This is a genomic window from Pseudomonas sp. SJZ103, from assembly GCF_007828335.1.
Taxonomy (GTDB): domain Bacteria; phylum Pseudomonadota; class Gammaproteobacteria; order Pseudomonadales; family Pseudomonadaceae; genus Aquipseudomonas.
In genome coordinates, this window is sequence record NZ_VIUN01000002.1 from 554,671 (window position 1) to 577,917 (window position 23,247).

Annotated in this window: 20 protein-coding genes; 8 read left to right on the forward strand and 12 right to left on the reverse strand. The window is 61.2% G+C overall.

Going from position 1 to position 23,247, the window contains the following annotated elements; all coding sequences use genetic code 11:
- Nucleotides 1–59 precede the first annotated feature (59 nt).
- The gene (locus FBY10_RS07835) at nt 60–1,370 is read left to right on the forward strand and encodes an autotransporter domain-containing protein (RefSeq protein ID WP_145337384.1); all 1,311 of its coding nucleotides are present in this window, start codon (nt 60–62) and stop codon (nt 1,368–1,370) included.
- An 83-nt stretch (nt 1,371–1,453) separates the two neighbouring features.
- On the opposite strand, the gene oadA is transcribed toward FBY10_RS07835, so the two are convergent.
- Both oadA and FBY10_RS07845 read right to left on the reverse strand, forming a co-directional pair.
- Nucleotides 1,454–3,262 carry a sodium-extruding oxaloacetate decarboxylase subunit alpha gene (oadA, locus tag FBY10_RS07840; RefSeq protein WP_131697703.1) on the reverse strand — a complete coding sequence of 603 codons (1,809 nt, stop codon included), beginning with the start codon at nt 3,260–3,262 and terminating at the stop codon, nt 1,454–1,456.
- Nucleotides 3,263–3,273: 11 nt separating this feature from the next.
- Complete coding sequence (locus FBY10_RS07845) at nt 3,274–4,689, reverse strand: acetyl-CoA carboxylase biotin carboxylase subunit (protein ID WP_003213442.1); 1,416 nt, start codon at nt 4,687–4,689, stop codon at nt 3,274–3,276.
- Between the two features lie 195 nt (nt 4,690–4,884).
- Between FBY10_RS07845 and FBY10_RS07850 the strand changes: the two genes are divergently transcribed.
- The gene (locus tag FBY10_RS07850) at nt 4,885–5,859 is read left to right on the forward strand and encodes a LysR family transcriptional regulator (protein ID WP_131697704.1); all 975 of its coding nucleotides are present in this window, start codon (nt 4,885–4,887) and stop codon (nt 5,857–5,859) included.
- Here the strand turns inward: FBY10_RS07850 and FBY10_RS31680 are convergent.
- The 3 genes from FBY10_RS31680 to FBY10_RS07865 all read right to left on the reverse strand — a co-directional run bounded on the left by FBY10_RS31680 (nt 5,789) and on the right by FBY10_RS07865 (nt 10,112).
- Entirely contained in the window at nt 5,789–5,986 is a 198-nt protein-coding gene (locus FBY10_RS31680) for a PA3496 family putative envelope integrity protein (protein WP_074848013.1), read from the reverse strand. The two genes, FBY10_RS07850 and FBY10_RS31680, sit on opposite strands and share 71 nt — an antisense overlap.
- 224 nt (nt 5,987–6,210) lie before the next feature.
- A complete protein-coding gene (gene hexR, locus FBY10_RS07860; protein ID WP_010168370.1) occupies nt 6,211–7,077 on the reverse strand; it encodes a transcriptional regulator HexR in 867 nt (288 codons plus the stop codon).
- A gap of 161 nt (nt 7,078–7,238) precedes the next feature.
- Nucleotides 7,239–10,112, reverse strand: a complete 2,874-nt coding sequence (locus FBY10_RS07865; RefSeq protein WP_145337383.1) for an EAL domain-containing protein — start codon at nt 10,110–10,112, stop codon at nt 7,239–7,241.
- A 279-nt stretch (nt 10,113–10,391) separates the two neighbouring features.
- Here FBY10_RS07865 and uvrD point away from each other — a divergent pair, with 279 nt between their 5' ends.
- From uvrD to FBY10_RS07880, 3 genes are all read left to right on the forward strand, one after another.
- Nucleotides 10,392–12,575, forward strand: a complete 2,184-nt coding sequence (gene uvrD, locus FBY10_RS07870) for a DNA helicase II (RefSeq protein WP_131697706.1) — start codon at nt 10,392–10,394, stop codon at nt 12,573–12,575.
- A gap of 189 nt (nt 12,576–12,764) precedes the next feature.
- Nucleotides 12,765–13,634: a Tim44 domain-containing protein gene (locus FBY10_RS07875; RefSeq protein ID WP_131697707.1), complete on the forward strand. Its 870-nt coding sequence runs from the start codon at nt 12,765–12,767 to the stop codon at nt 13,632–13,634.
- A 135-nt stretch (nt 13,635–13,769) separates the two neighbouring features.
- Complete coding sequence (locus FBY10_RS07880) at nt 13,770–14,177, forward strand: SMI1/KNR4 family protein (protein WP_017739032.1); 408 nt, start codon at nt 13,770–13,772, stop codon at nt 14,175–14,177.
- Between the two features lie 75 nt (nt 14,178–14,252).
- Here the strand turns inward: FBY10_RS07880 and FBY10_RS07885 are convergent, their stop codons facing one another.
- Complete coding sequence (locus FBY10_RS07885; protein ID WP_131697709.1) at nt 14,253–16,016, reverse strand: cation:proton antiporter; 1,764 nt, start codon at nt 16,014–16,016, stop codon at nt 14,253–14,255.
- A gap of 291 nt (nt 16,017–16,307) precedes the next feature.
- Here FBY10_RS07885 and FBY10_RS07890 point away from each other — a divergent pair, with 291 nt between their 5' ends.
- Entirely contained in the window at nt 16,308–16,793 is a 486-nt protein-coding gene (locus FBY10_RS07890; protein ID WP_003177014.1) for an acyl-CoA thioesterase, read from the forward strand.
- A 26-nt stretch (nt 16,794–16,819) separates the two neighbouring features.
- Here FBY10_RS07890 and pdxY read toward each other — a convergent pair whose 3' ends face one another.
- A complete protein-coding gene (gene pdxY, locus FBY10_RS07895; RefSeq protein WP_027608215.1) occupies nt 16,820–17,692 on the reverse strand; it encodes a pyridoxal kinase PdxY in 873 nt (290 codons plus the stop codon).
- Nucleotides 17,693–17,809: 117 nt separating this feature from the next.
- On the opposite strand from pdxY, the gene FBY10_RS07900 reads away from it, so the two are divergent.
- Entirely contained in the window at nt 17,810–18,205 is a 396-nt protein-coding gene (locus FBY10_RS07900; protein WP_065926772.1) for a DUF3301 domain-containing protein, read from the forward strand.
- Here the strand turns inward: FBY10_RS07900 and FBY10_RS07905 are convergent.
- From FBY10_RS07905 to dksA, 4 genes are read right to left on the reverse strand one after another with little or no spacing between them, the layout of a single operon-like run.
- A complete protein-coding gene (locus FBY10_RS07905; RefSeq protein WP_145337382.1) occupies nt 18,199–19,161 on the reverse strand; it encodes a GTP-binding protein in 963 nt (320 codons plus the stop codon). The two genes, FBY10_RS07900 and FBY10_RS07905, sit on opposite strands and share 7 nt — an antisense overlap.
- A gap of 44 nt (nt 19,162–19,205) precedes the next feature.
- Nucleotides 19,206–19,850, reverse strand: coding sequence for a DUF1826 domain-containing protein (locus FBY10_RS07910; protein WP_131697711.1), 645 nt, complete (start codon nt 19,848–19,850; stop codon nt 19,206–19,208).
- Nucleotides 19,850–21,055, reverse strand: coding sequence for a zinc metallochaperone GTPase ZigA (gene zigA / locus FBY10_RS07915; protein ID WP_145337381.1), 1,206 nt, complete (start codon nt 21,053–21,055; stop codon nt 19,850–19,852). Before zigA ends, FBY10_RS07910 begins: the two co-directional genes overlap by 1 nt.
- Nucleotides 21,056–21,082: 27 nt before the next feature.
- Entirely contained in the window at nt 21,083–21,487 is a 405-nt protein-coding gene (gene dksA / locus FBY10_RS07920) for an RNA polymerase-binding protein DksA (protein WP_131697713.1), read from the reverse strand.
- A 127-nt stretch (nt 21,488–21,614) separates the two neighbouring features.
- Between dksA and FBY10_RS07925 the strand changes: the two genes are divergently transcribed.
- Entirely contained in the window at nt 21,615–21,983 is a 369-nt protein-coding gene (locus FBY10_RS07925) for a hypothetical protein (protein WP_053127519.1), read from the forward strand.
- On the opposite strand, the gene FBY10_RS07930 is transcribed toward FBY10_RS07925, so the two are convergent.
- Entirely contained in the window at nt 21,980–23,191 is a 1,212-nt protein-coding gene (locus FBY10_RS07930; protein ID WP_145337380.1) for an N-acetylmuramoyl-L-alanine amidase, read from the reverse strand. The genes FBY10_RS07925 and FBY10_RS07930 overlap by 4 nt on opposite strands.
- Nucleotides 23,192–23,247: the final 56 nt, after the last annotated feature.

Below are 23,247 nucleotides of genomic sequence, written 5' to 3' on the forward strand. Positions count from 1 at the left end.
AGTTATCCTCCGAGTGCCCCGCTAAATTCCCCGCCTCATACATCAAGAGGTGGGTTTACATGCCGCTCATTCAGAAACAACTCGTACTCGCCATCACCCTCGCGCTGGGGGCCACCTGTGCTCAATACGCACAGGCACGGGGCGACATGGAGCCAGACAGCGAATGGTTCGATCCGCTCGCGGAGCACAGTGAGAAAAGCCCTCATGAACCGGCCCTGCCCGCGCCCGAAGACTTCTACTTCGCTGACCATGCCACCAGCCGCAATGGCCTGAGCGTCGCCCGTGTGCTCGACGCCGCGGTGGATGACCTGCTGGCGTCGGACGAACTGAACGAGTGGGAAAAATACCGACTTGAGCAATACGGCGAGTACCTGGGCAGCCTGGAGCCAGGGCGATTGGGCGCGGTACTGGAACAATTGGCGGGTAGCCAGAACGCCAACCTGGGCAGCGCCACCCAAAACAGCATGAAACAATTGAACGCCAGCCTGCTGTCGGCAGTACGTCAGCTGGATAACGACACCGACGAGGGCAGCCGTGTATGGCTCCAAGCCTTGGGCGGCGCCGGCACTCTGGATGCTCAACACGGAAGCGTTGGTTTGAAGCAACGCAGCCAAGGCTTGCTGCTGGGCGCCGACTGGTCGGCCGACAACGCCTGGCGACTCGGCGTGGTGGGCGGTAAGTCGGGCAGTGACCTGAGCGCCAAACGTTTCAAAGGCGAACTGGACAGCTGGCATCTAGGCGCTTATGCGGTGCGCCAGGACGGGCCGCTGGCACTGCGCCTGGGCGCGCTCTACAGCAGGCATAGCGGGCAGAACCAACGCAATGTCGATTTCGACTTCATCAATTACCGCGAACACCTCACGGGTAAGTACAAAGCGCGGAGCCAAAACGCCTTCGCCGAACTGGGCTATCAATTTCATACAGGTGGCTTACGCGCCCAGCCCTTTGCCGCACTGGGTTTCCAGCGTTATCAGCGCGACCGCTTCGTGGAGAAGGGTGGCGATAGCGCGCTGGACGTTGGTGCACAGACCCAGCAAAACTTCAGCAGTACCTTTGGCCTGCGTTTGACCCGCGACTTTGCCTTGGGCAACCAAATCACGCTCAAACCGCACCTGAGCACCAGCTGGAAACATCTGTATGGCGACGTCGGCAGCCATGTGCGCCAGTCCTTCGCCGGGGAAAAACGCGAGGACTTCGACAGCTCGTTCACCATCGGCGGCACCTCACTGGACCGTAACAGCCTGGCGCTGCGTACCGGCCTGGACATGGCGCTGTCGGAGACACACAGCGTGGGCCTGACCTATTCCGCCGAGTTCGGCAGCCACAGCCGCAATCAAGGGGTGATGGGCCAGTGGGCGATAGCGTTCTGAGCCATGACGTAGCCTGATCATCAGGCAAAAAAAAGGGGAGCACCTGCCCCCCCGAGGATTAAACGGTCGTGTCGAAGGCTGGATCAGCCTTCGATTTCAATCAGGATTTCGCCAGGGTTCACCCGGTCGCCTTTGGCCACGTGAACGGCGGTCACCTTGCCGGCAATCGCAGCCTGCACTTCGGTTTCCATCTTCATCGCTTCGGTGATCAGCACGGCCTGGCCGGCCTTGACCACATCGCCCTCCTTGACCAGCACATCGACGATATTGCCCGGCATCGCCGTGCTGACATGCCCCGGCTCGCTGGCCTGCTTGCGCTTGCTGCCGCCACCGCCGACGAATTCGTTGAGCGGTTCGAACACCACTTCTTCCGGCATGCCGTCGATGGACAGGTAGAAGTGGCGTTTGCCTTCGGCTTTCACGCCGACCCCGGTGATGTCCACGCGGTAGCTTTCGCCGTGCACGTCGATAACGAACTCGGTCGGCACGCCTTCACCACCGGCACGGGCCACGCCGCCGGCCTCAGGGATAGGCAGCAGCACCTCTGGCGTCAGGGTGCCGGCGTCGCGTTCCTCGAGGAACTTGCGCCCGATGTCCGGGAACATGGCGTAGGTCAGCACGTCTTCTTCGGACTTGGCCAATGCGCCGATTTCGCCGCGCAGCTTGGTCATCTCCGGCTTGAGCAGGTCAGCTGGGCGCACGTCGATCACGTCTTCGCTGCCGATGGCCTGGCGACGCAACTTCTCGTTCACGGTGCCCGGCGCCTTGCCGTAGCCGCCTTGCAGGTACAGCTTCACTTCGTTGGTGATGGTCTTGTAGCGCTCACCGGCCAGCACGTTGAAGAACGCCTGGGTGCCGACGATCTGCGAAGTCGGGGTCACCAGGGGCGGGAAGCCGAGGTCTTCACGCACCCGTGGAATTTCAGCCAGCACTTCGCTCATGCGGTTGAGAGCGCCCTGCTCTTTCAACTGGTTGGCCAGGTTGGAAATCATCCCGCCCGGTACCTGGTTGACTTGCACACGGGTGTCGACGGCGGTGAATTCGCTTTCGAACTGGTGGTATTTCTTGCGCACGGCATAGAAGTACAGGCCGATCTCTTGCAGCAGTTCCAGGTCGAGGCCGGTGTCGAATTCGCTGCCTTTAAGGGCGGCGACCATCGACTCGGTGCCCGGGTGGCTGGTGCCCCAGGCGAAGCTGGAGATTGCGGTATCGATATGGTCGGCACCGTTTTCGATGGCCTTGAGTTGGCACATCGCAGCCAAACCGGCGGTGTCGTGAGAGTGGATAAAGATCGGCAGGCTCTGCTCAGTTTTCAGCGCCTTGACCAGCTCACCGGTGGCATACGGAGTCAGCAGGCCGGCCATGTCCTTGATCGCGATCGAGTCGCACCCCATGGACTCCAGCTGCTTGGCCTGGGCCACGAAGGCCTCGACGGTGTGCACCGGGCTGGTGGTGTAGGCGATGGTGCCCTGGGCGTGTTTGCCAGCGGCTTTGACCGCTTCGATGGCCACGCGCAGGTTACGCACGTCGTTCATGGCATCGAAGATGCGGAATACGTCGATACCGTTGACGGCAGCCTTGGCCACGAAGGCCTTGACCACATCGTCGCTGTAATGGCGGTAGCCCAGCAGGTTCTGGCCACGCAGGAGCATTTGCAGGCGCGTGTTAGGCAACGCGGCGCGCAGTTTGCGCAGGCGCTCCCACGGGTCTTCCTTGAGGAAGCGTACGCAGGCGTCGAAGGTGGCGCCGCCCCAGACTTCCAGGGACCAGTAGCCGACTTTGTCGAGCTTGTCGCAGATCGGCAGCATGTCGTCGGTGCGCATGCGGGTCGCCAGCAACGATTGGTGGGCGTCGCGCAGGATAGTGTCGGTTACGAAGATTTTCTTGCTCATTATTATGTTCCTCACAGGCCTGCGTGGGCGGCGATGGCGGCGGCGATGGCCAGGGCCAGCTCTTCGGGTTTGCGCTTGATCGAGTAGTTGGTCAGCTCAGGGTGGCTTTCCACAAAACTGGTGTTGAACTGGCCGCTGCGGAATTCCGGGTTACGCAGGATTTCCTGGTAATAGGCGGCAGTGGTCTTCACGCCTTGCAGGCGCATGTCGTCCAGGGCACGCAGGCCGCGGTCCATGGCTTCTTCCCAGGTCAACGCCCAGACCACCAGTTTCAGGCACATGGAGTCGTAGAACGGCGGGATGGTGTAGCCGGTGTAGATCGCTGTGTCGGTACGCACGCCGGGGCCGCCGGGCGCGTAGTAACGGGTGATCTTGCCGAAGCTTGGGAGGAAGTTGTTCTTCGGGTCTTCGGCGTTGATGCGAAACTGCAACGCGAAGCCACGGTGCTGAATGTCTTCCTGCTTTACCGATAACGGCAGGCCTGAGGCGATGCGGATCTGCTCGCGGACAATGTCGATCCCGGTGATTTCTTCGGTGATGGTGTGTTCCACCTGCACCCGGGTGTTCATCTCCATGAAGTACACCTCGCCTTCGGCGAGCAGGAACTCCACGGTGCCGGCATTCTCGTAGCCCACGGCCTTGGCCGCGCGCACCGACAGGTCGCCGATGTAGGCGCGCTGTTCCGGGGTCAGTTGCGGGCTCGGGGCGATTTCGATGAGCTTCTGGTTGCGGCGCTGGATCGAGCAATCGCGCTCGAACAAGTGCACCACGTTGCCGAAGCTGTCACCAAGGATCTGCGCCTCGATGTGCTTGGGATTGACGATGCATTTTTCCAGGAACACTTCCGCCGAGCCGAAGGCCTTGGTGGCTTCGGAGATCACGCGGGGGAAGGCTTGTTCGAGTTCTTCGCGGCTGTTGCAGCGACGGATACCGCGACCGCCACCACCGGAGGTGGCCTTGAGCATCACCGGATAACCAATGCGGTCGCCTTCGGTGAGAGCCTCGGCGATGTCGGCAACGTTGCCTTCGGTACCGGGTGTAACCGGCACGCCGGCCTTGATCATGCTGCGGCGGGCTTCAGTCTTGTCGCCCATGCGGCGAATCACTTCAGCCGAAGGGCCGATGAATTTAATTCCACGTTCGGCGCAGATATCCGCCAGCTCGGCGTTTTCCGACAGGAAGCCGTAGCCGGGGTGCAGCGCATCACAACCGGTTTCCACCGCCAGGTTCACCAGCTTGCGCGGGTTCAGGTAGCCGGCCAGCGGCTCGGCGCCAATGCTGTGGGCTTCGTCGGCACGCTTGACGTGCAAGGCATGGCGGTCGGCGTCCGAGTAAACCGCGACCGAGCGAATGCCCATCTCGGCGCAGGCACGCACGATTCGTACGGCAATTTCACCACGGTTGGCGATCAGGATCTTTTTTATCACTTGGAAATTCCCTTGAGCCGATTGCTGCGTTCTTCGACCCGCTGGAGCCGGGTCGGCGCGTGACCAAATGTTTCAAGCCAGTCGCAGGCACACACTAAGCCCGTGGAGGGATTAACAAAAATCAATAATTATTGGGTCGTGCATAAGTAAAGACTTATAGTTGGCCGGCCGGCCTGGGGAGAGAGGAATCGAATAATGCGTAAGTCTTTGATGCGTATGACATTGCGTCAATTGCAGATCTTCAATGAAGTGTGTGATTTGCGCTCCTACAGCCGCGCCGCCGAGGAAATGTCTCTCACACAACCGGCCGTTAGCCTGCAAATTCGCCAGCTGGAAGAGCTGATCGGCCAGCCGCTGTTCGATTATGTCGGCAAAAAGCTCTACATGACCGAAGCTGCCGAAGCCTTGCAACGGGCCAGTCGGGATATCTTCGGGCGCCTGGAAAACCTCGATATGCAGCTGTCGGACATGCAGGGTTCTTTGCAAGGCCAGCTAAAGCTCGCGATTGAGTCCAGCGCCAAGTACTTCGTGCCGCACCTGTTCGCCGCGTTCAAGCGCCAGCATCCCGAAGTACAGCTGCACCTGACCGTGGTCAACCGCGCCCAGGTGATTCGGCGCCTCTCCGACAACCGCGACGACCTGGTGATCATGTCCATGGTGCCCCAGGACATGGGCCTGGAATTCCTGCCGTTTCTCAACAACCCGATCGTGGCCGTAGCCCCACCCGATCACCCCTTGAGCCTGCAAGGGCCGCTGCGCTTGCAGGACTTGGAACCCTACACGCTGTTGCTGCGCGAACCGGGTTCCGGCACACGGCTGGCTTGCGAGGAGTATTTCAAGGAGAAACGCGTGCACTTCACCCAGACGGTGGAAGTGGCCTCCGCCGAGGCGCAACGTGAATGCGTCTGCGCCGGCCTTGGCGTGGCCTTGCTGACGCGCCACGCGGTCAATATGGAACTGGCCACCGGCGGGCTCAAGGAGCTGCCGGTGGAAGAACTGCCGCTGTACCGCAGTTGGTGCCTGGTGCAGGCCAAAGCCAAGCGCCTGTCACCGGTGGCCCATGCGTTCCTGGGCTTTATCCGCAGCGAACGGGTGCAGATCAGCGCGTTGGCTGAACGTTTCGCTGGGCAGCCGCGGGCGCCTGCCAATGGAGTTCCGGGTAGTCACTGATGCTCTGCTGCAGCTGACGCTGGTCGCAGCGGTCTTCGATTGCGCGACGGAACGCCATGCGGCGCTGGTCTTCCTGCTGACGACGGGTTTTGACGGAGCTGTTGCTGTCTTCGTAGGGCCGGGCCATTTGGAGTCTCCCAATGCGAGTACGGGGAGTACAGGATGGGTTGTAGCGATGACGGTTTAACGGCGCGGGGGTTACAGGACGATGAATCTTCCGAATAGGTAAACAATCCAAATGTGGGAGGGGGCTTGCTCCCGATTACGGTACATCAGCCAATTTCTCTTTGACTGACCCACCGCTATCGGGAGCAGGCCCCCCCCCACATTGTGAGCGTGTATGGCCCTGGATCAGTCGTCGAGGGCTTTGACGGACTTGGGCGACAACCGCAGGCTGCGCAAGCTGCGCTTGACGCTCTTGAGGTGGTTGACCAGGCTCGGGCCCCGCGCCATGGCCACGCCCATCGCCAGCACGTCGATCACCACCAGGTGAGCGATACGCGAGGTCAGCGGGGTGTAGATCTCGGTGTCTTCGTGCACATCGATCGCCAGGTTGACCGTGGACAGCTCCGCCAACGGCGTCTGGCTCGGGCACAAGGTAATCAACGTCGCGCCGCTTTCACGCACCAGGTTGGCGGTGATCAGCAGGTCTTTGGAGCGGCCCGACTGGGAAATGCAGATCGCCACGTCAGTCGGCTTCAAGGTCACCGCCGACATCGCCTGCATGTGCGGGTCGCTGTAGGCCGCCGCGGTCAGCAGCAGGCGGAAAAATTTGTGCTGGGCGTCGGCTGCCACCGCACCGGACGCGCCGAAACCATAGAACTCCACACGCTGGGCCTGGGACATGGCGGTCACCGCCTTTTGCAACTCCACCGGGTCAAGCTTCTCGCGCACCTCCATCAGCGTGTGCAAGGTGGTGTCGAAGATTTTCAGGCTGTAGTCGGCGACGGAATCGTCTTCGTGAATCGCAAATTGGCCGAAGCTCGCGCCGGCGGCCAGGCTCTGGGCCAGCTTGAGCTTCAAGTCCTGGAATCCGGAGCAACCGATGGCGCGGCAGAAGCGCACGATGGTCGGCTCGCTGATGCCCACACTGTGGGCCAGATCGGCCATGGAACTGTGCATCACGGCCGCAGGGTCAAGCAGCACGTGATCGGCAACCTTGAGTTCCGATTTGCGTAACAGGTGGCGCGACTGGGCGATATGTTGCAACAGGTTCAAAGGGCAGGACTCTTGTTATTGGCGGGGCCAGGGATGTAGCAAGCTTGTAGTTATACTACAAGAATTGTCGTTTTGCCCGCCCGATGCATCACTAAATCGCCCTGATGCCCTTTGAATCAGCGGGTAGCTGCCTTGTAGCCATATGGGCGTGAGGACTGTCTTCAGGGAAAATCTGCATTGCTGCGTAACAAATCTGCCAGCCCCTCGGCCTCCATCGGCCGACTGATCAGGTAGCCCTGCACCTCATCGCATCGTTCTGTACGCAGGAAATCCAGCTGCTGCTGATCTTCCACGCCTTCGGCCACCACCTTGAGCGCCAAGCCGTGCGCCATCGCAATGATCGCTCGGGTAATAGCGGCGTCTTCCCGCCCCTGGCCGAGGCCGCGGATAAAGGTCTGGTCGATCTTCACGTAATCCACAGGGATACGCTTGAGGTAACTGAGGGATGAATAGCCGGTGCCAAAGTCGTCGATCGCCAGCTTCACGCCCAGGTCCCGCAGTTGCTGGAAGGTCGCAATGATGTGTTCAACACTGTCGAGCAACTGGCTTTCGGTCAGCTCCAGCTCAAGGTATTGCGGGTCCAGGCCGGTCTCTTCCAATACCTGGCGCACCAGGCTGACCAGCTTGCCCTGGCGCAACTGGTGCACCGAGAGGTTCACCGACACGCGGATCGGTGCCAGCCCCTGGCGCTGCCACTCACAGGCCTGCCAGCACGCCTGGCGCAGCACGAATTCGCCCAGCGGTACGATCAGGCCCGTTTCTTCGGCCAGGCCGATAAAGTCGCCTGGCGGCACCATGCCCCATTGCGGGTGCTCCCAGCGGATCAGCGCTTCGGCAGCGTTAAGCTTGCCCGTGGCCAGGCACAGTTTCGGCTGGTAGAACACCGTGAGCTGGCGCTCATCAATGGCCTTGCGCAGATGGTTTTCCAGCTGCAAACGCTCCAGGGTGCTGGCTTGCAGGCTGTCGGTGTAGAACTGGAAGTTATTGCCGCCCAGGTGCTTGGCGTGCTGCATGGCCATGTTCGATTGACTGACCAGCGCAGAAATTTCCCGCGCGTTATCCGGCAACAGACTGATCCCCATCGACGCACTCACCACCAACTCATGCCCTTCTACCGTCACCGGCACCCGCAGCTTGGCCAGCAGCCGCGTGGCCACTCGGGCCAGGCTCGACAGGTTGCCGTAGGCGTCGAACAGCACGGCGAATTCATCGCCGGACAAACGCGCGATGGTGTCGGCCTCGGGCAAGGCATTGATCAACCGACGGGCCATTTTTTGCAGCAACTGGTCGGCCACTTCATGACCCAGGCTGTCATTGAGCAACTTGAAGCGGTCGAGGTTGATATGCAGCAACGCCAGGCTGCGCCCGCCTTGGCGTACACGCTGATGCGCCTCGCGCAGCCGTTCGCGGAACAACGAGCGGTTGGCCAGGCCGGTCAACTCATCGTAGTGGGTGAGGTAGCGCATGCGCTCCTCGGATTCGCGCCGCGCTGACAAATCGGCGAAGAAGCCCACGATATGGCTGACGTTTCCGCGAACATCACGCACTACATTCAGTTGCAGCCACTGTGGATACAGCTCACCGTTCTTGCGTGTTTCCACCAACTCGCCCTGCCAGGTGCCGTGGCTGAGCAAGGCTTGGCGGATCACCGGGAAGTGGCGCCGGGCATCACGGCTGCTGGGCAGCTCGACGACATTGCGACCGAGCATATCGTCGATTTCAAAGCCGGTGACGCGGCTGAAAGCCTGGTTGACCGCGATCAGCGCGTAGTCCGGGTCAAGGATCACGATGCCTTCGCTGGCTGCCTCGAATACGGTCGAGGCCAACCGCTGCTGCTCTTCCAGGGCTTTGCCGGCGCTGATGTCGCGGCGGGTGCCGAGCATTCGAATCACTCGCCCGCTGGGTGCACGCTCCACGGCGCGACCGCGGTCTTCGATCCATACCCAGTGGCCATCGCCATGGCGCACGCGGTATTCCACCTGGTAATCCTCAGTGCGCCCCTTGAGGTGCTCCACCAGCGCCCGCTTGAGCAGCGGCAGGTCGTCAGGGTGCAGGCGCGGCTTGAGGTGACCGAGCATGGCCGTGACGTGCTCGGGCTCCAGGCCGAACAGCTCCTTGAGCTGGGTGTGATGAACCTCGTCGGTTTGCAGGTTCCAGTCCCACAGGCCCAGTTCACTGGCTTGCAGGGCCATGGCCAGGCGCGCCTCGCTTTTATTCAGGGCTAGGCTGGCGGCGTCCAGTTCCTGGCTGCGTTGCGCCATGCGGTCCTGCAGGCCGACTTGCGCCTCACGCAGCTCCTGCTCAACCTGACGCCGCTGCTCGACTTCGCGCACCAGATCCTGATTCAGTTGCTCGCTGCGCTGCTGCGCCTGCTGCAGATGCTCGATCAATGCCTGGTTCTGGAACCGCCGCAACAGCCCACGCTGGATCAGGCGATTGACCTGCCACGCCACCACGCTCAGGGAGGCCAGCAGGATCAGGCCGAGCACACCCCAGCCCTGTTGCTGCGGGGCGCCACTCCAGAACAGATAGGCAATGGCCGGCACCAGGCAGGGCAAGGCAAAGGACAAGAACGCCGGAAAGCTAACTGCGTAGGCGACGCTGGCTGACAACGTCGCCGCACCGATCAGGCCGAACACCCAGGCCTGCTGGATAAAGCTGTCGACCGGCACCAGGGCGACGGCTGCGGTGGCCAAGGTCAGGCCACTGACCGCCGAGCCGAGCATGAACATGCGCCGCCAGATCGGTTGGGCCTGCCGGCTGGGCATGGCTGAATCAAAGGCTGCCACCTGGATCACGCGCATCGCCACCAGGGCCAGCAGCCAGACCAGCCAGATGCTGTCCAGCAGGTATTGCTTGGGGTTCCATAGCAGCCAGGCGCAGACCAGGCCGTTGACCAGCATTAATAAGGTGGGCAGCAATGAGCCCTGATAGAGCAGGCGTGTGCGCTCGACCGCCATCTCGGTGGCGTAATGTTTGCGGATAACCTGCGCGGGCGCCGCCGAGGGGCCGAGCAGGTCGTTGCTGAGAGTCATAGGCAGTGTTCTTATAATGGTGAGCCCGAAACGTCGACGGAGCATACACAAGCAAGCGCTTGGGCCAAACTGCTCCAGATCATAAAAATCATGCAGTGATTGGCCGCAAACCTTGGTGCCAGACCCCTTGAGCAAGACACCGCGCGGGCTGTGGGCCATGACTTACCGGTCATCAGTCACGCCGGAATGTTTGCCCCGGCGGGATCACGCGTGACGTTTTGCGTCGACCACCCGGCATTGGGATTTGCCCGAGTCTCCTTAGGCCCATAGAATGCGCCGATGCGCGATGATCTCTCTCTTTTGCTGAACTCTCTCAACGATGCCCAACGCCAGGCCGTAGCGGCCCCCGTTGGCCGTCAGTTGGTCCTGGCCGGTGCTGGCTCCGGTAAAACCCGAGTGCTGGTGCACCGTATCGCCTGGTTGATCCAGGTCGAGAACGCGTCCCCGCACTCCATCCTGTCGGTGACCTTCACCAACAAGGCCGCTGCCGAGATGCGCCATCGCATCGAGCAGTTGATGGGCATCAGCCCGGCCGGCATGTGGGTGGGCACCTTCCACGGCCTGGCACACCGCCTGCTGCGGGCACACTGGCAGGAAGCGGGCCTGGCCCAGACCTTCCAGATCCTCGACAGCGATGACCAGCAACGCCTGGTCAAGCGCGTGATCCGCGAGCTGGGTCTCGACGAGCAGCGCTGGCCGGCGCGCCAGGCCCAGTGGTTTATCAACGGCCAGAAAGACGAAGGCCTGCGCCCGCAGCACATCCAGGCCAGCGGCGATTTGTTCCTGGCCACCATGCGCAGCATCTATGAGGCCTACGAGGCGGCCTGCGCACGCGCCGGTGTCATCGACTTCTCCGAGCTGCTGCTGCGCGCCCTCGACCTGTGGCGCGACAACCCGGGCTTGCTGGCCCATTACCAGAAACGCTTCCGTCACATTCTGGTGGACGAATTCCAGGACACCAACGCCGTGCAGTACGCCTGGTTGCGCCTGCTGGCCAAGGGCGGCGACAGCCTGATGGTGGTGGGCGACGACGACCAGTCGATCTACGGCTGGCGCGGCGCGAAAATCGAGAACATCTACCAGTATTCCGAAGACTTCCCGGACGCGGTCACCATCCGCCTGGAGCAGAACTACCGCTCCACCGCCGGCATCCTCAAGGCCGCCAACGCCTTGATCGCCAATAACACCGGGCGCCTGGGCAAAGAGCTGTGGACCGACGGTGGCGAAGGCGAAGCGATCAACCTGTACGCCGCGTTCAACGAGCACGATGAAGCACGCTACGTGGTGGAAACCATCGAAAGCGCACTGAAAACCGGCCTGGCGCGCAGCGACATCGCGATCCTGTACCGCTCCAACGCCCAATCGCGGGTGCTGGAAGAGGCTTTGCTGCGCGAGCGCATCCCGTACCGCATTTATGGCGGCCAGCGCTTCTTCGAGCGTGCGGAAATCAAGAACGCCATGGCTTACCTGCGTTTGCTCGAAGGCCGTGGCAACGATGCGGCGCTGGAGCGGGTCATCAATATCCCGGCGCGCGGCATCGGTGAGAAAACCGTCGAGGCGATTCGCGACCACGCGCGCCATGCCGATGTGTCGATGTGGGAGTCCATGCGCCTGCTCATCGCCAATAAAGGCCTGACGGGGCGTGCTGCTGGCGCGCTGGGGGTATTTGTCGAGCTGATCGAGAACCTCGCCGCCAAATGTTCGGAAATGCCCCTGCACCTGATGACCCAGACGGTGATCGAGCAGTCCGGGCTGATTGCCTATCACGAAGCGGAAAAAGGCGAGAAAGGCCAGGCCCGGGTAGAAAACCTTGAGGAACTGGTCAGCGCCGCCCGCGCGTTCGAAAACACCGAGGAAGACGAAGAGTTGACTCCGCTCGCCGCTTTCCTCGGCCATGCATCCCTGGAAGCCGGCGACACCCAGGCCGATGAGCATGAAGACAGCATCCAGTTGATGACCTTGCACAGCGCCAAGGGCCTGGAGTTCCCGTATGTGTTCCTGGTGGGCATGGAAGAAGGCCTGTTCCCCCACAAGATGAGCCTGGAAGAGCCCGGCCGCCTTGAGGAAGAACGCCGCCTGGCCTACGTAGGCATCACCCGCGCGATGCAGAACCTGGTGATGACCTACGCCGAGACCCGACGCCTCTACGGCAGCGAGACCTACAACAAGGTGTCGCGCTTCGTACGTGAAGTGCCGAAGGGCCTGATCCAGGAAGTGCGCCTGTCCAACAGCGTCAGCCGCCCGTTCGGCGGCGGTCAGCAGCAGAACTCCAGCAGCATGTTCGCCGGTTCCGAGATTCCGGAAACCCCGTTCAGCCTGGGCCAGCAGGTCAAGCATGCGATCTTCGGCGAAGGGGTGATTCTCAACTTCGAAGGCGCCGGTGCCCAGGCACGGGTGCAGGTGAACTTCGCCGAAGGCAGCAAATGGCTGATGATGGGCTACGCGAAGCTCGAAGCGGTCTGAAACATTTGCCAACATGAAGGTTATTGGCCCGCCCTTGTTTTCAACGAGCGCGGGCCAATATCTGTAATAAGTCCTACAGACCATTCTGATTCGGTCTTACGCAAAAGCCCGAAACATTATGTCGCTAGCCACTGTCACTACACCTGTGCAACATGGCGCGCGTGCAATCCACAAATGGGAATTCCCTTTATGAAACGTTTTCTTAGCATCGCCATGGCGTTGTGCATCGGCCTGACGATGAGCCTCGACGCCAACGCCAAACGCTTCGGTGGCGGCAAAAGCTCGGGCGCGGCACCGACTCACCAGACCAGCCAAATGGCTCCATCCGCCGGTGCAGGCGGTGCTGCCGCGACCGCAGGCGCAGCCGGTGCTGCCGGCGCCGCTGCCAAGGCCGGCGGTGCTTCGCGCTGGTTGGGCCCTCTGGCCGGTATCGCGGCCGGTGGCCTGCTCGCTTCCATGTTCATGGGCGACGGCTTCCAGGGCATGCAGATCTTCGACATCCTGATCATGGCGGTCATCGCCTTCCTGGTCTTCCGTTTCATCGCCGCCCGTCGCCGCAAGCAGCAGGAGCAGCTGGCTCCAGCCGGCGCGCCGATGCAGCGTGAAGTGTTCGAACAGAAGCCAGCCATGGGTTCGATCTTCGGTGGTTCGGCAGCGCCTGCCGCAGCCCGCCCGGTGATCAACGCACCGGCCTGGTTCAACGAAGAGCGTTTCATCGAAGCGGCCCGCAGCCACTTCCAGTCCCTGCAGCAGCATTGGGACGCCAACGAAATGGACAAGATCTCCGAGTTCGTGACCCCACAACTGCTGGAGTTCCTCAAGCGCGAACGCGCCGACCTGGGCGACGGCTTCCAGTCGACCTATATCGACGACCTGCGCGTGCAACTGGACGGTGTGGATGATCGTGCCGACAAGACCATCGCAACGTTGACCTTCAGCGGCGTGTCGAAGACTTCGCGTTTCGACCAGGGTGAAGTGTTCAGCGAAAGCTGGAACATGGAACGTGCCCCAGGCGACAACCAGCCATGGCTGGTCGCCGGTATCCGCCAGAACGGCTGATACCCACGCGCTTGAGCAAGCCGTAACAAAAAACCCCGGACCTGTCCGGGGTTTTCTATTTCACGGTTGCACTTATAGCAAGCTACTGTATAAAACCCCCCTATAAACCGCGCCATCAGCAAGAGGATCCCGGACGTGGAAGAAATCATCGAACAATTGCGTGAAGCCAACGAACCGGTTCCGGTTCCCCTGGAACTGCCTGATGAAGATCAGTTGGTGGAAATCGAAGAACAGCTGTTCATCGACATCCCGTTTGTCTTTCGCGAGTTCCTGCTGACCGTCAGCGATGTCGTGTACGGCAGCCTGGAGCCGGTGACCGTCACCGACCCGCAGTCGCACACCTACCTGCCGGACGTGGCCGCCAACGCCTGGGATGCCGGCGTTGACCGCAGCATGATCCCGATCTGCCAGGACGGCGACGATTACTACTGCGTCGAAGAAGACGGCACCGTGGTGCTGTGGTCCGGCGAAGAAGAACTCGTCACCGAAGAAACCTGGGAATCGGTGTGGCACTGGGCGCGGGACGTCTGGCTGGAAAGCTGACACCTGATCCCCCTGGCGAACGGGCTTGCTGTAGTGAGCGGGCTTGTCCCACGCCGGACCTCGTAGCGGCCCCCACTAGTGCTCCGGCGTATCCTTATGGTTATCCAGCGTCTCCAGCAAGGCGACCTGCATCCGCGTATGCACACGGATGAACCATCGCCAGAGCACGGCCGCCACCGCCGCCGTGACTGCGGCAATCAGCACCAGCAACTTGTTGGTCGGCAGAATACTGGCCGACAAGGCTGCCAATAGCACAAAGATCACCAGCAGCGACAAAATCGGGATCAGCTCCGCAATCACCCGTCGCACCCGCTGGGTATGTCGCCCGGCCATTTCCGGTTTCACGCTCATCTCCGCCAGCAACATCGACAGCGCCTTGAGCTTGCGGTACGCCGCAATCAGGAACGGCAGCGACAACAGCAATGCCCCACCCCAGATCAACGCCTTCTGCCAACTTGGATCACTGATCCAACCCTCCAGATACCCGCCAATGCGCACCGCGAAAAAGCTTCCGGCGAAGAAAATCGCGATCACCAACGCCAGGTTAACGCCCACCTGCAGGATGATCTTGCGGATCATCGACGCCAGCATTGCGCCCTCGCCCTGAGGCTGAATACTGCGCAACCATTCGCCGTACATGCCAAACACCCGGCTCATGCGCTTTGGCATCACGGCGGCGATCTTCAATGACAAAGGGTCGGCAGCGCGAATCAGGTATGGCGTGAGCAGTGTAGTGATCGCCGAAACGGCCACCGCCACCGGATACAGGAAGTCGCTGGTGACCTGCAAGGTCATGCCCAGCGCGGCGATAATGAAGGAAAACTCGCCAATTTGTGACAGCCCCATGCCTACGCGCAATGAGGTACGGCCGTCATTACCGGCGATAAAGGCACCCAGGCCGCAGGACAGCATCTTGCCCAGCACCACGGCCACGGTGATCACCGCGATCGGCCAGGCGTATTGCAGGAGAATCTGCGGGTCGATCATCAAGCCGATCGCCACGAAGAAGATCGCGCTGAACATGTCGCGAACCGGCTCGATCAGGCGCTCGATCTTAACCAACTGCCGGGATTCGGCCATGATCGCGCCGATCAAAAACGCCCCCAGCACCATGCTGTACTCCAGCTTGACCACCAGCAGGCAGAAACCGAAACACAGGCCCAGTACGGTGATCAGCAGCATTTCGTTGCTTTCGAACTTGGCCACATAAGCCAGTAGGCGGGGCACCAGCAAAATACCGATGACCAACGCGACGATCATGAACAGCGAGAGCTTGCCGACCGTGGAGAACACCTCGCCGGAACTCACCGTACCGCTGACGGCGATGCTCGACAGCAAGGCAATGATGCCGATGCCGAGGATGTCCTCCACAATCAGCACACCAAAAATCAGTTGGGCGAAGCGCTGGTTTTTCATCTTCAGGTCATTGAGTGCCTTCACGATGATGGTGGTAGAGGAAATCGCCAGGATCGCGCCGAGGAACAGCGAGTCCATGGTGTTCCAGTCGAACCAGCGGCCAATCTCGTAGCCGATCCAGATCATCAGGATGATTTCCAGGAAGGCCGCGATAAACGCCGTGGCCCCCACCTTGAACAGTTTGCGCAGGCTGAACTCCAGGCCCAGGCAGAACATCAGGAAGATGACCCCCAGCTCGGCGAGGGTCTTGATGGTGTCTTCGTCGTGGATCAGGCCGAACGGCGGTGTGTGCGGGCCAATGATGAAGCCGGCGACGATGTACCCCAGCACCACGGGTTGCTTGAGGCGGTGAAACAGGACGGTGACCACCCCTGCCACCAGCATGATCACGGCCAAGTCCTGAATAAAGCTGATGGCGTGCATGGCGAGGGGCTCCTTGAGGGTACTGGCGCTTTTCCCACTTCCGCACGCGCCTTTGAAAAATCGCAAAGTGCGGAAGGAAAAGTCTGCCTTAATCGTAAGAAATGCCCTGAGATGGGCTTTTGAAGGTTAACACCGCGACTTCCGCCGGAAAGCCGGTGCAATATATGGAAACAGATCGGTGAACGCGTGACGGCAAGCCGCCCACCGGCGTCCCGTAAGGGATGGCGCTGCAAAGATCCCAGCACCCGCAGAGGTGCCCCCCAACCAATGCCTACAACCCGTGAGTGTGCTATGGAACCCGGAAACGCCCAGCTGTCGATGACGGTATTGATGACCCCTGACATGGCCAACTTCTCAGGCAATGTCCACGGCGGCACCTTGCTCAAGTACCTCGACGAAGTGGCCTACGCCTGCGCTAGCCGTTATGCCGGTCGCTATGTGGTGACGTTGTCGGTGGATCAGGTGATTTTTCGCGAGCCGATCCATGTCGGCGAGCTGGTGACATTCCTTGCATCGGTCAACTACACCGGCAATACGTCGATGGAAGTGGGCATCAAGGTAGTGACCGAGAACATCCGCGAGCGCTCGGTACGTCATACCAACAGCTGTTTCTTCACCATGGTGGCCGTGGACGACCAGCGCAAACCCGCTGCCGTACCGCCGCTGCAACCGCACAACAGCGAAGACAAGCGCCGGTTCGTGCAGGCCCAGCAGCGCCGGCAGATCCGCCAGGAGCTGGAGAAACGCTACCAGGAAATCAAGGCTGACGCGCTGTAAGTCCGGGACTGTAAACCCTCCCGCACTTACAGGCTGATCGGCGTCGCCTCGAAACGTACGCGAGGATGGGCGATGCGGTCCTGGGCGCGTACCAGTTCCAACTCGTAACTGGCGCAGGCCTGGGTTTCCAGCAACACTTCGTGCACCGCCGCGGCCGTGAACTCAAAAGCCGCCAGCAGACTGTCGCCCAGCAACACCCGCGCCAGGAACAGCCCCGACGTCAGGTCGCCCACGCCCACCGGCTGGCGCGGGAACGCCAGCAGCGGCCGACGCAGGTGCCAGCTGCCCTCGGCGGTTACCAGCAGCATCTCGAAACCGTCCGGCAACTTGCCCGGGTAATCCAGGTGCTTGACCAGTACCGCCTTCGGGCCACGGGCCAGCAATGCCTTAGCCATGCCCAGGCAGTCGAACAGCGATTGCGGCTTACGCCCGGCAAAGCTATCCAGTTCCAGTTGGTTGGGGCACAGGAAGTCGGCCATGGCCGCAGCTTCATCCAGCAGGAAATCGCTGACTTCCTGCGGCACGATGCAGCCCTTTTCCGGATGGCCCATCACCGGGTCGCACAGGTACAGGGCCTTGGGGTTGATGGCCTTGATGCGCGCCACACCGGTAAGAATCGCGCGGCCCTGATCCGCACTGCCCAGGTAGCCGGACAGGATCGCATCGCAGTTGCCCAGCTCGCCGATGGCGGCAATGCCTTCCACCAGCGCAGGAATCTGCTGCGGCGCCAACACTTCGCCCGCCCACTGACCATACTGCGTATGGTTGGAGAACTGCACCGTGTTCAGCGGCCAGACATTTACCCCGACCCGCTGCATGGGGAACACGGCGGCGCTGTTTCCGGCGTGGCCAAAGACCACATGAGACTGGATCGCAAGCAGATGAGGTGTGCGTTTCATGCAGGGGATTTCCGTAAAGCCATTGAAATTCTGGCCGCGCAGTATGCGACTAAACGCAGCCTGTACGACAGGCCGACGACACAGTTAAGCTGCTCTCACTTTGTTGGAGTTTTTCGCATGCTCACCCTGGGAAACATCTTCGTGTTGATGCTGCTGGCGACCGGTGCCGCCTGGGTATGGCACAACCACGGCCTGCGAGAGCGGGCGCTGGCGCGGGTCAAGCAGCATTGTGCCAAGCTCGATATCGAATTGCTCGACGGCGCCGTGGCGTTAAAGCGCATCGGTTTTGTGAAGGATGCCAACGGTCGGCGGCGTCTGGCGCGTATCTACAATTTCGAGTTCACCGTCACAGGCGAGACTCGTCACAGCGGGACCATCACACAATTCGGTGCCCACAGCGCGCAGATCGAACTGGCGCCCTACCCGTTCGAGGTCAAGGAAGCGCTGCCCAGCGCCAATGTGATCGAGCTGAGCCAATGGCGCCAGGACCACGCCACCAAGAACCGTCAGTAACGGCAGGCAGCCAGTGCGGCCTGCAATGCGGCCACGTCCTGTGGTGCGCTGAAGATCAGTTCGATACGTGAGTCGCGACGCCATTCGCTGGGTTGCCAGACGAGCGGGCTGTTATCCACAGCGTTGGCCGAGATCCACCCATCACGGCTGTGGATAACCAGTTTGGCGCGGCACCACTCAAGCCCTGTCAGCCACAGGTGCAGACGCTCGGAATCGAATTGCTGGCTCGGGTGCCAGCGCCAACCGATACTCCAACCGCCCTCCTGGGCCTGACTCAGGCAGATCGGCACTGCCGGATCGCTCCAGATAGCCGGCAATTGAGCCAGCCCCTTAGGCAGGGCAAAGTTATCCACAGCAGCTTCAGCCTGTGCATTCAAGCCTGGCAGTTTGCCGAGCGGCACGCGCGCCTGTTGGGTCCAATAAATATCGCGGTCGGGTAGCTGTCGTTCGACCGCCTCACGTTGCCCAGCATCCAGCCCCTCATCCTTGTTCAGCACCAACAGTCCGGCACTGGCCAACGCTTCCTGCTGCGTTGGCGGTAAGGGTTTGCCCGCTGCCAGCGCCTGGACATCCAGCACCAGCACACAGGGCTGAACCGCCAGCACCTGCTGCCACGGCGCTTCGCGCAACTGCTTGAGCAACTGCGCAGGATGGCCCAGGCCCGAGGGTTCGATAAACAACCGATCTGGATTGGCCTTACGCAGCAACCGGCCCAGGCCTACCTGGAACGGTGCGCCATTCACACAACAAAGGCAGCCACCGGCAACTTCACCGAGGGCAATGCCGTCGTCATCCAGGGTCAGCAGTGCAGCGTCCAGGCCGATCTGGCCGAACTCGTTGATCAACACCGCCCAGCGCTCGTTGGCCGGGCGTTGGGCGAGCAGGTGCTTGATCAGGCTGGTCTTGCCGGCGCCCAAGGGCCCGGCAATTACGTGGGTGGGAATGTTCTGCAGCATGAGAGCCATCGTTCGGACCGTGTAGAGCGTTTGATCCTACGCGGTTACGCGAGCCAATCCAGCGTCAGAATCAATCGGCGCTCATCCGCTTTCAGCGCGGGGGAGCGATGGATCAGGCCGTGGTCTTCGTTGCCATGCCATTTAGTGCCTTTGAGCAGCGCCACTTCACCGCACTGGATCTGTTCGATGCGCTGGCTCGGTTCGGCGTCCGGTTGGCTGAGCTTGCGGCGGTCCATCACCCCTTCGCGCAACCACTGGCTGCCGATGCCGGCATAGGTGGTGATCAGCCGCACCGGCACATGGTCAACGTGAAAACGGGGGCACATGGCTTTATCCAGCAAACGCAGGCGCACACCGATGCGCTTGGCGCCGAGCAGGCACGCAAAGGCGCTGACCAGCCACGACACATCGGCGATAAAACCTTCGTAGCCTTCAAGATCGCGGTAACTGGACGCCAGACCGCGCAAGTTCGGCTCGGCGTCCTCTCTGTTGAGTTCGATCACCAAGGACTCGGCCAACGGCTCATTGAGCGCCACCAGCAAAGCGCCGAACTCGGCGATATGCAACGGCAATTGACGCTGCCACAGCGCCAGGTTCACGCCATCTTCGAGAATATCGGACAGCGCCAGCGGGGTGTCACCACGGGTCTGACGAACCACGGGGCGCAAGGGGATAACCGGTGCCAGCATCAGGCAACCTCTTCGTACCAGGGACCAAACGGATCAGCCAGCAGGCGCCAACCTTCGACGCCCTGGGCCATTTCTTCATCGGTGAGCAAGCACGCGTCCAACTCGGTACGCATCCGCGCGAAGTCGATGTTCTGTCCGATAAACACCAGTTCCTGACGGCAGTCGCCGGTACTGAGCTGCCAGTTACCCATGATTGCCGCGACGCTTTCTTCGTCTTGGGGCCATTGGCTTTTCGGCACAAAGCGCCACCAGCGTCCGGCAAACCCGTGGCGCATCAAGCCACCGGCCTGGGACCAACTGCCCGCATCCTGATGCTTGCTGGCCAGCCAGAAAAAGCCCTTGGAACGCAGCAATTTACCGTTGACCCAAGGCCGGTCGATAAAGTCGAAGAAGCGTTGCGGATGGAAGGGGCGCCGTGCGCGATAAGCGGTGGACGCGATGCCGTACTCTTCGGTTTCCGGCACATGTTCACCACGCAACTCCTGCAACCAGCCTGGCGCTTGCGCGGCGCGTTCGAAGTCGAAGCGGCCGGTGTTGAGGATCTTGTTCAGCGGCACTTCGCCCATGACCATCGGGATGATTTCCGCCTGGGCATTGAGGCGCTCAAGGATCGCCATCAGCTCTTCGCGCTCACAGCTGCTGATCAGGTCGATCTTGCTGATCAGGATCACGTCGGCGAATTCGATCTGCTCAATCAACAGGTCGGTGATCGAGCGTTCGTCCTCCTCTCCAAGGGTTTCGCCCCGTGAGGCGAGGCTTTCGGCAGCCTGGTAGTCGAGCAGGAAGTTCATGCCGTCGACCACGGTGACCATGGTGTCCAAGCGCGCGATGTCGGCCAGGCTTTGCTCGTTTTCATCACGGAAGGTGAAGGTTTCAGCCACCGGCAACGGCTCGGAGATACCGGTGGATTCGATCAACAGGTAATCGAAGCGATCTTCCTTGGCGAGTTTTCCGACTTCTTCGAGCAAGTCTTCACGCAAGGTGCAGCAGATACAGCCGTTGCTCATCTCCACCAGTTTTTCTTCGGAACGGTTGAGGGTGACGTCACGCTGCACCTCGCTGCCGTCGATGTTGATTTCGCTCATGTCGTTGACGATCACCGCCACGCGCAGGTTTTCGCGGTTGCGCAGGACGTAGTTGAGCAGCGTGCTTTTACCGGCGCCGAGAAAGCCGGACAACACGGTAACGGGGAGACGATTGGGCATCAGGTAATCCTCATCAGGGTTGGCCGGTCAAATCGCCCGTTTATGGCGTTCGCGCAGCTCTTGACGTTCTTTGGCTTCGATACACAGGGTGGCGGTGGGGCGCAGCAGCAGACGTTGCAGGCCGATGGGCTCGCCCGTTTCGCGGCACCAGCCGTACTCGCCACGGGCGAGCAGTTCGAGGGCGTCGTCGATCTTGTCGAGCAGCTTCTTTTCCCGCTCCAGCAAGCGCAGTTGCCACTGGCGCTGTTCTTCGGCGCTGCCCACATCGGCCGGATCGCTGTTGGGCTCCTGCTCGCGCAGTAACAGGAATTCGCCCTCGATGCGCGCTTGCAGTTCATTGCGCTGAGTCAGCAACAGTTCGCGGAAAAAGCCCTGCTGGGCTTCATTCATATAGTCGGCGGGCGGCTGGGCCAGCAGGTCTTGTTCGGTCATAGGGAATGGGTCACGGGTCAGGCTGTGCTTTGATGTTATAGTATAACAATACAAATAAGCCAATCCCCCTTGCTCGTTGCGACGAAGGGCGCAATGCTTGAACACTTCCCAGCCCCCGAGATCCCTTATGAAATACCTGGTGTGCGCCCTGTTACTGGCAGCGGCAGGGCCTGCCTGCGCCCAAGCGCCAAGCTTGCTGGCCAATTGCACGCGCAGCGCCAACCTGTTGGCCTGTGTGGACCCGCTGGGCAATGCCTACAGCGTAGCGACGGTGGGCACCACCACGTATTTGCGCGGTTTCGAGGTGGTCGGTAAACGTTATTGGGCACAAACCAACAGCCGCTACGGGCAACTGACGTTCTTTACCGGCCTGGCGTCGGATGGGGAGGCATGGGTCGGCTACACGCGGCGGGTGGGCTGGACCACGATCAACCGGTTTTCCAGCTCCGGAGGCGCCACTGCCAAGTTCACGTGCAGCCGAATTACCGGCTGTTAGGCCTGAGCGTTCTTCTGTTCCTGCACCCAGGCCATGTAGCTGTTCATCGGCGGGTTCTTCTGGAAGTATTTTTTCAGGCCTTCGAACAAGCCATCCGCAACCGCTTGTTGATGGCGCGCCGTCACCAGGCGCTGGGCGTCCTGGGCGTTGGAGATAAAGCCGGTCTCCACCAGGATCGACGGCACGTCCGGTGACTTGAGCACCGCGAACCCCGCCTGTTCCACACGTTTCTGATGCAGGCTGGTGATGCTTTGCAGGCTCCCCAACACCGAGCTGCCCAGTTGCAGGCTGGACGCGATGGTGGCGTTCATCGACATATCAAGAATCACCCCGGCCAGCATCGGATCCTTATCCTTGAGATTGAGCAACGTGGTGGCGCCCAGCAAATCCGCGCCGTTTTCACGCTGGGCCATAAAGCGCGCCGTGGCCGAGGTCGCGCCGCCCTCCGACAGCGCATACACAGAGGCGCCCGAGGCCGTGAGCCGTGGCGCGGCATCGGCATGCACCGAGATGAACATATCGGCCTTGTGCTGACGGGCGATGTCCACGCGCTTGCGCAGCGGCACAAAGAAGTCGTCGTTACGCACCAGTTTCACGTCAAAACCCTTTTCACGTTTCAAGCGCTTGGCCAGCAGTTGGGCGATCGACAGCACCACATCTTTTTCGCGCTGCCCCTTGGACCCGACAGCACCGGGGTCTTTGCCGCCGTGGCCGGGGTCGACCACCACAATGATGTCGCGCTTGGGGTGCGCCTTGTCCACCGAAGCCACCAAGGGCACGGCTTCAGCAGCGATTTGACGCGGTGCACGGGTGGCGCTGGTCAGGTCCAGCACCAGGCGATGCCCCTGCCCGTCCTGAGGCGGCAATACAAAGCTGTTGAGCTGCATCGGCGCGGCCAGGTCAAGCACGATGCGTGTATCCGCCTTGCCGAAATGCCCCGAGCGAATCGAGGTGATCCCGCTGTTCTTCAGCTCAAGTTGAGAAAAGTCACCACTGAGGCCTGCGCCGCTCAAGTCGATGATCAGGCGTTCCGGGGCAGTCAGGGAGAACGTCTTGTATTGCACTGGGCCGCTTAGGTCGAACACCAGCCGCAGCTTGTCGTCCGAGCGCCACAGGCGTGCATTGCGGATCTGGGTCGCGTGGGCGGCGAACGGCAAAGCAAACAAAGGGCTGGCCAGGAGCAGGTGGAGGAGCTGACGTCTGTGCATGACAAATACCGCGAATAAAGGAGCGTCCGTACTCGACATGACTGAAAAAAGGTCGG